9 protein-coding genes are annotated in these 12358 nt (G+C 72.8%); 4 read left to right on the top strand and 5 right to left on the bottom strand.

Translation table 11 applies throughout. The features are described from left to right. Positions 1–529 precede the first annotated feature (529 nt). Together ABZX85_RS48205 and ptsP are read left to right on the top strand one after the other, a co-directional pair. Positions 530–979, top strand: coding sequence for a PTS glucose transporter subunit IIA (locus ABZX85_RS48205; protein ID WP_355884676.1), 450 nt, complete (start codon positions 530–532; stop codon positions 977–979). 95 nt (positions 980–1074) lie between these two features. Continuing rightward, positions 1075–2745, top strand: a complete 1671-nt coding sequence (gene ptsP / locus ABZX85_RS48200; protein ID WP_355884674.1) for a phosphoenolpyruvate--protein phosphotransferase — start codon at positions 1075–1077, stop codon at positions 2743–2745. A gap of 91 nt (positions 2746–2836) precedes the next feature. On the opposite strand, the gene ABZX85_RS48195 is transcribed toward ptsP, so the two are convergent. Together ABZX85_RS48195 and ABZX85_RS48190 are read right to left on the bottom strand one after the other, a co-directional pair. Further along, positions 2837–3730: a hypothetical protein gene (locus ABZX85_RS48195; RefSeq protein ID WP_355884672.1), complete on the bottom strand. Its 894-nt coding sequence runs from the start codon at positions 3728–3730 to the stop codon at positions 2837–2839. A gap of 31 nt (positions 3731–3761) precedes the next feature. Beyond that, entirely contained in the window at positions 3762–5036 is a 1275-nt protein-coding gene (locus ABZX85_RS48190; RefSeq protein WP_355884670.1) for an MFS transporter, read from the bottom strand. A 45-nt stretch (positions 5037–5081) separates the two neighbouring features. Between ABZX85_RS48190 and ABZX85_RS48185 the strand changes: the two genes are divergently transcribed. Continuing rightward, positions 5082–6401 carry an aminotransferase class I/II-fold pyridoxal phosphate-dependent enzyme gene (locus ABZX85_RS48185; protein ID WP_355884668.1) on the top strand — a complete coding sequence of 440 codons (1320 nt, stop codon included), beginning with the start codon at positions 5082–5084 and terminating at the stop codon, positions 6399–6401. Positions 6402–6457: 56 nt separating this feature from the next. Here the strand turns inward: ABZX85_RS48185 and ABZX85_RS48180 are convergent, their stop codons facing one another. Then, on the bottom strand, positions 6458–8425 hold the full coding sequence (locus ABZX85_RS48180; RefSeq protein ID WP_355884666.1) for an acetoacetate--CoA ligase: 1968 nt from the start codon (positions 8423–8425) through the stop codon (positions 6458–6460). Between the two features lie 178 nt (positions 8426–8603). On the opposite strand from ABZX85_RS48180, the gene ABZX85_RS48175 reads away from it, so the two are divergent. Next, positions 8604–10979, top strand: coding sequence for a TIM-barrel domain-containing protein (locus ABZX85_RS48175; RefSeq protein ID WP_355884664.1), 2376 nt, complete (start codon positions 8604–8606; stop codon positions 10977–10979). On the opposite strand, the gene ABZX85_RS48170 is transcribed toward ABZX85_RS48175, so the two are convergent. Together ABZX85_RS48170 and ABZX85_RS48165 are read right to left on the bottom strand one after the other, a co-directional pair. Then, positions 10970–11506 (bottom strand): NUDIX domain-containing protein, encoded by a 537-nt coding sequence (locus tag ABZX85_RS48170; RefSeq protein ID WP_355884663.1) that lies wholly within the window; start codon positions 11504–11506, stop codon positions 10970–10972. The two genes, ABZX85_RS48175 and ABZX85_RS48170, sit on opposite strands and share 10 nt — an antisense overlap. 47 nt (positions 11507–11553) lie before the next feature. Continuing rightward, a complete protein-coding gene (locus ABZX85_RS48165) occupies positions 11554–12354 on the bottom strand; it encodes a M15 family metallopeptidase (protein WP_355884661.1) in 801 nt (266 codons plus the stop codon). Positions 12355–12358 lie beyond the last annotated feature (4 nt).

The following is a 12358-nucleotide window of genomic DNA, read 5'->3' as shown; positions in this document are numbered from 1 at the left end:
TGATTTTTGGCACGCTGTTGAGTTCTCAAGGAACGGACGCTTCCTTCGTACTCACCCTCTCGGGCTTTCCTCCGGGCAGTTTCCCTTCGGTCTTGGGTTTCCGACTCTATCAGATCCTTTTCCGATCCGATTTCCTCGGTGCTTTCCAGGTTTCCGCTTTTGTTTCGCGGTTTCCTTTCCGGCGGTTCCGACTTTATCAGGTTTCCCCGGCCCCTCTGACCACCGCTCTGCGGACATGCAGAACCAGGCCCTCAAGGAAAGGGATCTGAGCTAGTTGGATGCTGCTCAGGTCGAGGCGCGAGATCGCGTCGCTCTCCCTCAAGCAGGGGTACGACTGTACATGCGGCGCCAGACGGCATGCAAATCGGCTAGGGTCATGGTCTGGACCACTGGTCTAGACCAAAATCGGGAACTCTCGTGCGGAACCGGTACTTCATATGACATACGCTGCTGCACAGTGCGCTGCCGGAGACAGGCAGTGACGGTCCATGTACATCTCCATCTCCCCTCATCCCCTGGGAGGCACTCCATGACCACCGTGACGTCCCCGCTCGCAGGACGCGCCATCGGACTGGCCGCCGTGCCCGATCCGGTCTTCTCCGGAGCCATGGTCGGTCCCGGTACCGCGATCGACCCGGTGCGTGAGCCCTCCGAGGCCGTCGCCCCCGTGGACGGTGTCGTCGTCTCCCTGCACCCGCACGCGTTCGTGGTGGTCGACGGCGAGGGTCACGGTGTCCTCGTCCACCTCGGTATCGACACCGTGCAGCTCAACGGGCAGGGCTTCGAGCTGCTGGTGAACAAGGGCGACACCGTGACGCGCGGGCAGGCCGTCGTGCGCTGGAACCCCGCCGCGGTGGAAGAGGCCGGCAAGTCCCCCGTGTGCCCGGTCGTGGCGCTGGACGCCGGCGCCGACTCCCTCGCCGATGTGAGCGAGGATGGCGATGTGAAGTCCGGGGACGTTCTGTTCTCCTGGGAGTGACACAGAAGCAGTGACACACCGGCTGTAGGCCGACGGCCGGTGAAAAGCACGACCATCGCGGCGGCGCGTACCGCCGCACTATCGGAGACGGTGAGATGGAGACAACGCTGCGAGGCGTCGGTGTGAGCCACGGTGTGGCGATCGGCCAGGTACGGCACATGGGCACGGCGGTCCTGGAGCCGCCCGCCAAGCAGATCCCCGCGGAGGAGGCGGAGCGCGAGCAGGGCCGCGCCCGGCAGGCCGTGGACGCGGTGGCGGCCGATCTGACCGCGCGCGGCAACCTGGCCGGCGGCGAGGCCCAGGCGGTCCTCGAAGCCCAGGCCCTGATGGCCCAGGACCCCGAGCTGATGGCCGACGTGGACCGGCGGATCGCCGTCGGCAGCACGGCCGAGCGTGCCGTGTACGACGCCTTCGCCGCGTACCGCGAGCTGCTCGCCGGTGCCGGTGAGTACCTCGCCGGGCGGGTGGCCGACCTCGACGACGTGCGGAACCGTATCGTCGCGCGGCTGCTGGGCGTGCCGATGCCCGGTGTGCCGGACAGCGACGAGCCGTACGTACTGGTCGCGCGGGATCTGGCGCCGGCCGACACGGCGTTGCTGGACCCGGCGCTGGTGCTCGGGTTCGTGACCGAGGAGGGCGGGCCGACCAGTCACAGCGCGATCCTGGCGCGGGCGCTCGGGGTGCCGGCCGTGGTGGCGTTGCCGGGGGCCGGCGAGCTGGTCGAGGGCACGGTGATCGCCGTGGACGGCAGTAGTGGCGAGATCTTCGTGGACCCGGAGGAGGAGACGCGGGCCCGGCTGACGACGGCCGCCGCCGAGCGGAAGGCCGCGCTGGCCGCCTCGACGGGGCCGGGGCTGACCGCCGACGGGCACAAGGTGCCGTTGCTGGCGAACATCGGTGGTCCGGCGGACGTCCCGGCGGCCGTGGAGGCCGGCGCGGAGGGTGTCGGCCTGTTCCGTACCGAGTTCCTGTTCCTGGACGACAGCAAGCGGGCGCCGTCGGAGGAGAAGCAGGTCGAGGCGTACCGGCAGGTGCTGGAGGCGTTTCCGGAGGGCCGGGTCGTCGTGCGCGTGCTGGACGCGGGCGCGGACAAACCGCTGGACTTCCTGACGCCGTCCGACGAGCCGAACCCGGCGTTGGGTGTGCGGGGGCTGCGGTCGCTGCTGGACCACCCCGATGTGCTGCGGACGCAGCTGACGGCGTTGGCGAAGGCCGCCGAGGGGCTGCCCGTGCACCTTGAGGTGATGGCGCCGATGGTGGCGGACCGGGCGGACGCGAAGGCGTTCGCGGACGCGTGCCGTGCGGCGGGGCTGCGGGCGAAGTTCGGGGCGATGGTGGAGATCCCGTCGGCCGCGCTGCGGGCTCGGTCGATCCTTCAGGAGGTCGAGTTCCTGTCGTTGGGGACGAACGACCTGGCGCAGTACACGTTCGCGGCCGACCGGCAGGTGGGTGCGGTCTCCCGGCTCCAGGACCCGTGGCAGCCGGCGCTGCTGGATCTGGTGGCGTTGTCCGCGGAGGCGGCCAAGGCGGAGGGGAAGAGCTGTGGTGTCTGCGGTGAGGCCGCGGCGGACCCGCTGCTCGCTTGTGTGCTGACCGGTCTGGGGGTCACCTCGCTCTCGATGGGGTCGGCTTCGATTCCTTATGTGCGGGCGGCGCTGGCGAAGCACACGCTGGCGCAGTGCGAGCGGGCCGCGGCGGCGGCGCGGGCGACGGACGGTGCCGAGGAGGCGCGGGCCGCGGCTCGGGCGGTGCTGTCGGGCGAGTAGCCGGGGGCGCAGGTCCTCGGGTCGTGGTGCAGGGGCGTCCCGCTTTCGGGTGGGGCGCCCCTGTCCGCTGTCGTCGTCTCCGGTGTGGTGGTCAGTGGTGGTGGCCGGTCGGGGGGAGGGGGTCGTCTCCGAGGTCGGGTGGGGCGCAGTAGTCGACGTCGGGCTCGGGGGCGATGAGGTCGCCGGATTCGGCGTCGGTGCAGTAGGCGTCGAAGACTTCGGCGGCGGTGAGGGGTTGGAGGTCTTCGCCGCGCAGGCGCCAGCCGTGGACGCGGTCGCGGGTGTCGGGGGCGGTGACGCGCAGGACGAGGCCGCCGGGGGTCTGGGTGGCGATGCCGAGGGCGAGGACGGTGGTGAACTCCAGGGCCTCGGTCTCGTCGAGCCGGGTGGTGCCGTCGGGGACGGATTCGGCGTGGAGGACGGCGATGAGTGTCTCGGGGGCGGCGGAGACGCTGCACACGAGGTGGCGGTGGCCGGGTGGTGCGGTGTCGAGGACGCGGGTGAGGAGGGCGGAGGCGCGGGTGAAGGCGGCGCGGCCGATGTCCTCGCCGCAGGAGGCGCAGGTGCCGAGGCGGGCGAGGAGGGTCGCGGCGTACTCCCAGGTGGCGCGGCGGATCGCTTCGTCGACGAGGGTGGGGACGAGGTCGGTGAGGGGGCCGCCGTCGTACTCCACGAGGGGGCCGGTGGCGGCGAGTTCGGCGGTGTAGCGGCTGCGGGTCTGCGGGGTGTCGGGGTCGAGGTCGTGGTCGGTGCAGAAGGTGGCGTAGTCCTGCGGGTCGAAGAGGGCGAGGCTGGTGTGGGTGCCTTCGGCGGCTCGGGTCTTGAGGAGGGCCTCGACCTGGCGGAGGTAGGTGGTGTGGTCGTCGAAGGTGAAGCTGCGGTAGCGGCGCATGGCGCGGAAGTCGTGTTCGTCGGTGAGGAGGCCGATGGTGCCGGCGATCTCTCGGCGCAGGGCCCGGCGCATGGTCCGCTGGTCGGTGCTCATGGTGTTTTCCCCCTGTGTGCAGAGCGTTCGATCAATGCTCACTCACAGTAACCGTCGGCACTGACAATCGGGTTTCGGTGAGCCTGGCTCGCACGATTCGGTGCTGGATTCCGCAGGTCAGGGCGATGGCGGTGCCGAACGCGGTCCAGCCGAGGGGGCCGGTGGCGATGGCGGCGGTGACGGCGAGCGGGCCGATGGTGCGCTGGGCGGACTGGGCGAGGCCGTGGACGCCGAGGTAGGCGCCCTGGGCGGTGTCGGGGGCGAGGGCGACGGAGAGTTCCCAGGAGACGGTGGCGTGGAGGATCTCGGCGAGGGTGAAGGCGGTGGCCGCGGCGGTGAGGAGGAGGGTCGCGGCGAGGGCGCCGCCGGCGGCGGCCAGGGCCATGGCGATGCCGCCCGCCGCGAAGGCCGCGGAGAGCGGGAGGAGGAGGGCGCGGGCGGCCCGGGTGGTCGCGCCGAAGCGGGCCATGGGGACCTGGAGGGCTACGACGAGGACGTTGTTGAGGACCATGAGCAGGGGTGCGAGGCCGTGCGGTGCGCTGTCGAGGTGGACGATCCACAGCGGCAGGCCGACCTTGAAGACGGCGTCGTCGAGGAAGAGCACCGCTTCGGTGGCGACGTACGCGAGGTAGGTGCGGTCGCGCCAGGGGCCGCGTGGCCGGTCCGTGGGTGCCGGGGTGCCGGAGGCGGCGACGGTGCGGGCCGGGGAGGCGGGTTCGCCGCAGCGGAGGGTGAGCAGGGCGACGGCGGCGAAGGAGAGGGCGTCGCCGAGGAGGAGCCAGCGGTAGGCGGCGGTGCCGCCGAGGGCGAGGCCGAGTGCTGCCGCGAGGCCGCCGATGGCCCAGCCGGCGTTGGCGACGGTGCGCTGGACGGCCTGGTAGCGGACGCGGTCGGGGCCCGCGACGCGGGCGGCGTAGAGCTTGGTGAGGACGCTGCTCGCGCGGTCGCCGAAGCCGCCGAGGGCGGTGAGCGCGAGGAGGAGGGCGAACCGGTCGGTGGCGAGGAGGCCGAAGGAGGCGGCGGCGCGCAGGAGCTGGACGGCGACGAGGACGCGGGTGAGCAGGAAGCGGTCGGCGAGGAGGCCGCCGCTGGGGGCGCCGGCGATACCGAGGGCTCCGGCGACGGCGGCGAGGGTGCCGACCTCGGCGAGGGAGAGGTGGGCGACGTAGGTGAAGTACAGGACGGAGACGGTGGCCCACAGGCCGCTGCCGATGCGGTCGACGAGGGCGATGACGACCATGCGGCGGCCGTCGGGGCCGCCGGGTATGCGGGGTTCTCCGGTGGATTTTCGACGGGTGAGCGCCATGATTCCCCCTTGCGCCGATTTTTGTATTGATACATAATGTCGAATGTGGCAACACAATATGCGATCACAGGGACGACGGCCAAGGAGATTGCCGCGTCCGTCGAACGGGGCGTGTCCGACGGCTCCTTGGGACCGGGGGCCGCGCTGCCTCCCGTGCGGCGGCTCGCGGACGGTCTGGGGGTGAGCCCCGGGACGGTCGCCACCGCCTACAAGGAGCTGCGCGCGCGGGGCATCGTGGTGACCCGGGGCCGCGGCGGAACGGTCGTGGCGGAGGTGCCCTCGGTGGCGCCGCGGCGTCCGCCCAGGGTCCCGGAGGGCCTGCGGGATCTGGCGGGCGGCCATCCCGACCCCGCCCTGCTGCCCGCGCTCGTACCTCCCTCGGGCCTCTCCCCCGGCGCCCGCTCCCACCGCTCGATGCCGAGGCTGGCGCGTCTGGAGGAGGCCGTACGGGAGCGGCTCGCACCGGAGGGCGTCCCCGTGGACCACGTGACGTTCGCGCACGGCGCGCTCGATCTGGTCGCCCGCCTGCTCTCCGTGGAACTGCGTCCCGGGGACGCCGTCGCGATGGAGGACCCCGGGTACCACCACCTCCTCGACCTGGTCGCCGCCCTGGGCCTGCGGGCCGTACCCGTCGCCGTGGACGACGAGGGGGTGCGGCCCGAGGCGCTGGAGGTGGCGCTGCGCGCGGGTGTGCGCGCGGTGGTGTGCAGTCCGCGCGCGCAGAACCCGTACGGCGGAGCCTTCACGCGCGCGCGGCGGGACGCGCTCGTCGGGGTGCTGCGGACGGCACCGGACGTGCTGGTCGTGGAGAACGACCACGCCTCGGAGGTGGCCGGCGCCCCCCTGTGGACGCTGACCGCCGACGGGCCCGCTCGCTGGGTGCACGTGCGGACGGTCAGCAAGTTCCTCGGCACCGACCTCCGGTGGGCGGCGGCGGCCTGCGACGCGACGACGCTCGCCCGGCACGACGGACGGCTGCTGCTGACCTCGGGGTGGGTGAGTCACCTGCTCCAGGAGACGGTCCACGGGCTGATGACCGACGACGGCACGCGCGCGCTCGTCATGCGCGCGCGTGAGGCGTACGCGCTGCGCCGGACGGCGCTGCTGGACGAGCTCTCCGCGCGCGGGATCACCGCTCACGGCGTGAGCGGGATGAACCTCTGGGTGCCCGTGCGCGACGAGTCGGCGGTCGTCAACGGGCTGCGGTCCCGGGGCTGGTGGGTCGCGGCCGGGGCGCGGTTCCGGCTGGCGTCGGCGCCGGGCGTCCGGATCTCGGTCGCCGACCTCGAACCGGCCGACGGGGCACGGCTGGCCGCGGACTTCGCCGCCGTGCTGGGCGAGTCCGAGGCCACGTACGGGGGCTGACCGCCCTCCCGGAGGGCCGGTGACCGGAGGGCCGGTATCCGGACGGCAGGTACCGGTCAGGCGCGTTTGCGGGCGAGGTCCTCGTAGAAGTCCAGGAGGCTCAGATCGTCGATGGACCCGGGGTTGACGGCCTTCTCCAGCGGGGTGCCCTGGAGGAGTCGTTTGACGGGGACCTCGATGCGCTTGCCGGTGAGGGTGTGCGGGATGCCGGGGACCTCGATGACCTCGTCCGGGACGTGGCGCGGGGAGAGCTGTTCGCGGATCGTGCGCCTGATGCGGTCCAGGAGGGCGTCGTCGAGGACGGAGCCGGGTGTCAGGTGCACGAAGAGCGGCATCCAGTAGCCGCCGTCGGCCTGTTCGACGCCGATGACCAGGGATTCCTTGATCTCGGGGAGGCGCTCGACGACCTCGTAGATGTCGGCGGAGCCCATCCGTACGCCCTGCCGGTTGAGCGTGGAGTCGGAGCGGCCGTGGATGATCACCGACCCGCGCGCGGTGACGGTGATCCAGTCTCCGTGCCGCCAGACGCCGGGATAGGTGTCGAAGTAGCTGTCGTGGTAGCGGCTGCCGTCGGGGTCGTTCCAGAAGCGGATCGGCATGGACGGCATCGGGTTGGTGACGACGAGCTCGCCGACCTCGTCGATCACCGGGCGGCCCTGCGGGTCCCACGCCTGGAGGTCGGTGCCCAGGCCGGGTGCCTGGAGTTCGCCGGTGTACACCGGGAGCGTGGGGACGGCGCCCGCGAAGCAGGAGCAGACGTCGGTGCCGCCGCTGACGGAGGCGATCCAGGTGTCGGCGCCGACCTCGTCGTGCAGCCAGCGGAAGCCGTCCGGGGGCAGCGGGGAACCGGTGGTGGCGACGCACCGGACGCGCGAGAGGTCGTGGTCCCGCGCGGGGTGCACGCCGGCCTTGCGGCAGGCCATCACGTACGCCGCCGAGGTGCCGTAGAGGGTGGCGCCCGTGCGTTCGGCGACACGCCACTGGGCGCCCGTGTCGGGGTACCCCGGGCTGCCGTCGTACAGGACGACCGTCGTGCCCGTGAGGAGGCCGGAGACGAGGAAGTTCCACATCATCCAGCCGGTGGAGGTGAACCAGAAGAAGCGGTCCTCCAGGCCGAGGTCGCAGTGCAGGCCGAGCTGTTTGAGGTGCTCGACGAGGATGCCGCCCTGGGACTGGACGATCGCCTTGGGCAGACCGGTGGTGCCGGAGGAGTACAGGACCCACAGGGGGTGGTCGAACGGGACCTGTTCGAAGACGGGTTCCTCGTCGCCGTCCGTGAGGGAGGCCCAGTCGAGGGCTCCCTCGGGGGTGTCCGTGCCCAGGAGGGGGATGTGGACGACCGCGCGGAGGGTGGGCAGTTCGCGGCGGAGTTCGGCGACGGTCTCGCGACGGTCGTGCTCCTTGCCGCCGTAGCGGTAGCCGTCGACGGCGAACAGGACGACCGGTTCGACCTGCTGGAACCGGTCGAGGACGCTGCGCGCGCCGAAGTCGGGGGCGCAGGAGGTCCATACGGCGCCGACGGCGGCCGTGGCGAGCAGGGCGACCGCCGCCTGCGGAACGTTCGGGAGATAGCCGCTCACGCGGTCTCCCGGGCGTACTCCGAGGCGTCGCAGGGCGGCGGCCAGGGAGCCGACCTGGCGGCGCAGCTCGGTCCAGCTCACCGGGCGGGGTTCGTGGGTCTCGTCGACGTGCAGGAGGGCCGGTTCGTCCGCGCGGGTGGCGGCGGCGCGCAGGGCGTGCTCGGCGTAGTTGAGGGTGGCGCCGGGGAACCACTGGGCGCCGGGCATCGAGCGGTGGCCGAGCACGCGCGCGTAGGGCGTCGAGAAGCGGACGTCGAACCACTCGACGACGGCCGTCCAGAACGCCTCGGGTTCGGCGACGGACCAGGCGTGCAGGGCCGGATAGCCGCCGTCGGCCGGGGCGCCGTGCCGCTCGGCCGCCCATGCCTGGAACCGGGTGACCTTGGCGCCGGCGATACGCTCGGCGTCCGGCTGCCAGAGCGGCCGAGGGTTCAGGGTCGACATGGGGCGGCTCCCGGGCTGTTCGCGTGAGGGCGGCGGCTGACACGGACGATGCCATGTGATCGACTTCTGCACCAGGGTGCGCTCCGCCGCGCCGCTGCCGTGAACGGTGATCCCGTCATGGGTGAACGGAAGTTGAACGGTACGCGCGCGGGGAGCGGTCAATGGCAGGGTGAGCAGCATGAACGGTCGTGACCTGGTGCGTTCGATGAAAGTGGTCGGCTCCGTGGGGGCGGCCCAGAGGTTGCGTACCGTGCGCGCGGCGTGGCGCAGGAGGCGGGCGGACGCCTCCGGGCTGCCCTCCCGGGGCGCCGAGCGGGCGCGGGTGCCGGGACAGGTACGGGGCGCCGAGCCGGGGCCCGGCGGGGGCGTCGTCCGGTTCGACCGGTCGGAGCTGCGGATTCTGGTGGCGACGGGCGGCGCGGTGTTCTGGGGGTGGGACGGCGCGGAGCCGGAGCCGTCGTATGCGCTGGCCGGTGGTCCCGAGCCCGATCCGCGCGCGGTGCTGGAGCCGGACAAGGACGGCGGCTGGCGGGTGGTGGCCGAGCGGGCGACGGTGTCGGTGTCCCGGCACGGCGCGATCGAGGTGTGCACGCCCGGCGGGGTGCTGCTGCGGCGTGATCTGCCGCCGCGCTGGTGGGAGCCGGTGGACGGGGGTCCCGCGCGGTGGATGCAGCGGTCCGAGGTGGCGGCCGACGCGCGGTTCTTCGGGCTCGGCGGGCGGGCGGAGGGGCCCCGGCTGCGCGGGGGGACGTACCGGCTGTGGAACACGGACCCGGGGGGCTCGTTCGGGCCTGGCGACGATCCGTTGTATCTGACGATGCCGGTGCAGACGGTCGTCGCGGACGCGGGGACGCACCTGGTGTTCCACGACACGTCCTGGGACGGCACGGTGACGCTCCGGGAGGGCGAGGAGGGGGCCGGTTCGGGGCACGACCGGGGTGGTTCGAGCGAGGTGCGGATGGAGGGCGGCCCGCTGCGCTGCTGGGTCGTCGTCGGCACTCCCGCGCGCGTGCTGCTCGGCTGGGCGTCGCTGACGGGCGCTCCCGCGCTGCCGCCGTCCTGGGCGCTCGGGTACCACCACGCGCGGTGGGGCTTCGGCAGCGAACAGGAGGTCCGCCGGATCGTCGCGGGCTACCGGGAACACGGGCTGCCGCTGGACGCCGTCCATCTGGACATCGACCACTACGACGGCCATCAGGTGTTCACCGTCGACCAGGAGCGGTTCCCGAAGCTGCCGCAGTTCGCGCAGGAGCTGCGTCGGGACGGGGTGCGGCTGGTGTCGATCGTCGACCCCGCGGTGCGCGCGGAGCCCGGGAACGAGGTGTACGACGCGGGGTCGGCGCTGGACGCGTTCGTGCGGGACGCCTCCGGGCGGGTCGTGCGCGGGGTGGTGTGGCCCGGGGAGTCGGTGTTCCCGGACTTCACGCACGCGCGGGTGCGCGCCTGGTGGGGCGAGCTGTACGCGGAGCGGCTGGCGCAGGGGTTCTCGGGGTTCTGGCACGACATGAACGAGCCGACGTCGTTCGCGGCCTTCGGGGACACGACGCTGCCCCGGTCCGCGCGCCACGACCTGGAGGGGCGCGGCGGGGACCATCGCGAGGCGCACAACGTGTACGCGCTGTGCATGGCCAGGGCGGGCTGGGAGGGCCTGCGGGCGCTGGTGCCCGAGGAGCGGCCGTTCCTGTTCTCCCGGTCCGGCTGGGCGGGCCTCCAGCGGTACGGGGGGACGTGGTCGGGGGACGTCTCGACGAGCTGGCCGGGGCTGCGGGCGTCGCTGGCGCTGGTGCTGGGGCTCGGGCTGTGCGGGATTCCGTACTCGGGGCCCGACGTCGGCGGGTTCGACGGGAGTCCGTCGCCGGAGCTGTACCTGCGCTGGTTCCAGCTCGGCGCGTATCTGCCGCTGTTCCGGACGCACGCGGCGATCAGGGCGGGGCGCCGGGAGCCGTGGGAGTTCGGTCCCGAGGTGCTGGCGCACGCGCGCGAGGCGCTGCTGGAGCGGCGGCGGCTGGCGCCGTACTTCGTGACGCTGGCGCATCTGGCGCGGCGCACCGGGGCGCCGTACGCGCGGCCCCTGTGGTGGGGGGAGCCGGAGGACCGGGCGCTGCGGGACTGCGAGGACGCGTTCCTGCTGGGCGACTGTCTGCTGGTGGCCCCGGTGCTGGCGCCGGACGTGGACCGGCGCGCGGTGCAGCTGCCCCGGGGGCGCTGGTACGACACGGCGACGGAGCGGTCGTACCAGGGGCCGGGGCAGGTGCTGGTGGACGCTCCGGCGGGGCGGATTCCGGTGCTCGCGCGCGCGGGTGCGGTGGTTCCGGTGCGGGCGGCGGACGGCGGGATCGAGCTGGAGGTGTGGGCGCCCGCCCGGGGGCGGACGGGCGGCGGCCTGGTGGTGCGGGACGCGGGCGACGGCTGGGACGAGCCGGAGGTCGAGCGGTACGTCACCCGTTGGGAGGGACCGCGGGTCGTCGTCGAGCGGGAGGGCGAGGACGGGGTGCTCGAACCGTCCCACCCGGTGCGGCTGCGGGGTCTCGGCGAGCCGCGGGCTCAGATGTAGCGGCCCTCGAAGAAGGCGCGTACGGCGATGGTGTGCAGCGGGAAGGCGAGTTCCTCGGGGCGCCGCAGGAGCTGCCAGCCGTCCGTCTCGTCGGTGGCGGCGGGCGCCGGCAGCCGGTCGGCGGGGCGCTCCGGGAGCAGGCCGAACAGGAGGAGGTGGCCGTCGGGGGAGCTCATGGCGTCGGCGAGGCGGACGTCGCGGCTCGCCGCGTCGATGCCCGTCTCCTCCTTGAGCTCGCGGACGACGGCGTGCTTCCAGTCCTCACGGTCGTCGACGAACCCGCCGGGCAGGGCGATGCCCCCGCGCGCGGGTTCGACGGTCCGCTTGATGACGACGAGGGCGGTGCCCTGGGTGTCGTACACGGGCTGGAGGGCGATGCCGACCGGCAGGGGGTTGCGGTAGTGCACGGTGGAGCAGGCCGGGCAGATGCGGGGCCAGCCGGTGACGCCCTCCCCGAAGGGGGCTCCGCAGCTCGAACAGTGGCTGTCCCGTGCGGAGTTCGAAGTGGTGTGCTGAGTTTGTGACACGCGGCGGACTGTATCCGATCGGGGGGAGGGCGTCTCGTCGACCGGTTTCAATCCCCCCTGGTGAGGGACTTGTCCGCCACCGGGAAGTCGAAGTAGGTGTCCGGGTAGGGCTCCGGCTTGAAGGTGTAGTGCCACCATTCCTCGGCGAGGTTCACGAAACCGAGGCTCTCCAGAGTGTTCTTCAGCAACAGGCGATGGGAGCGTTGCACTCCCTGCACACGTGGGTCGAGGGTGTGGGAGAGCGTGTCGAAACAGTCGTAACCGGTCCCCATGTCGACGGAGTTGTCCGGAAAGCGCTCCCTTCTGGGGGCGTGACAGGACACCAGGGGTTCGCCGGGGACGTAGGGGCGGGTCGGGAGGGCGGGGAGCCGGACGAGGGTGACGTCCAGGGTGGAGCCCCGGCTGTGGCCGGACTTCTCGGCGATGTAGCCGTCCGTGAAGAGGCGGGACTTGTCGACGTCCGGGTAGAACTCGCCCTTCATCGCCTGGTCGCCGAGGTCCTGGGCCCAGCGCACGAAGTGGTCGACCGCGCGCTGCGGGCGGTAGCAGTCGTAGACCTTGAGGGTGTAGCCCTCGCGCAGCAGGCGCGCCTGCGCGCGGTGGAGGGCCTCGGCGGCGGGGCGGGTGAGGATGCACAGGGGTTCGCGGTAGCCGTCGACGCGCTCGCCGACGAAGTTGTGGACGGTGGTGTAGCGCATCTCCTGGCGGATCGTGGGGTCCACCGCGCGCAGGGCGACGAAGTCGGCGGGGGCCTTCGGTCCGGTCGCGGCCGTGGCCGTCGTGGGGGCGAGGACCGTGGCCAGGAGGGCGGAGAGGGCGGTGAGGGCACCGCGCAGGGGTCGCTTCATGCCG

This window comes from Streptomyces sp. NPDC004539, assembly GCF_040610055.1.
GTDB lineage: Bacteria > Actinomycetota > Actinomycetes > Streptomycetales > Streptomycetaceae > Streptomyces.
This window is presented reverse-complemented; position numbering and strand designations above follow the sequence as displayed.

What these genes read in the sequence shown, in the direction of transcription:
- ABZX85_RS48205 (WP_355884676.1), top strand. Translation starts at nt 530, where the DNA reads ATGACCACCGTGACGTCCCCGCTCGCAGGACGCGCCATCGGACTGGCC.
- ptsP (WP_355884674.1), top strand. Translation starts at nt 1,075, where the DNA reads ATGGAGACAACGCTGCGAGGCGTCGGTGTGAGCCACGGTGTGGCGATC.
- ABZX85_RS48195 (WP_355884672.1), bottom strand. Translation starts at nt 3,730, where the DNA reads ATGAGCACCGACCAGCGGACCATGCGCCGGGCCCTGCGCCGAGAGATC.
- ABZX85_RS48190 (WP_355884670.1), bottom strand. Translation starts at nt 5,036, where the DNA reads ATGGCGCTCACCCGTCGAAAATCCACCGGAGAACCCCGCATACCCGGC.
- ABZX85_RS48180 (WP_355884666.1), bottom strand. Translation starts at nt 8,425, where the DNA reads ATGTCGACCCTGAACCCTCGGCCGCTCTGGCAGCCGGACGCCGAGCGT.
- ABZX85_RS48175 (WP_355884664.1), top strand. Translation starts at nt 8,604, where the DNA reads ATGAACGGTCGTGACCTGGTGCGTTCGATGAAAGTGGTCGGCTCCGTG.
- ABZX85_RS48165 (WP_355884661.1), bottom strand. Translation starts at nt 12,354, where the DNA reads ATGAAGCGACCCCTGCGCGGTGCCCTCACCGCCCTCTCCGCCCTCCTG.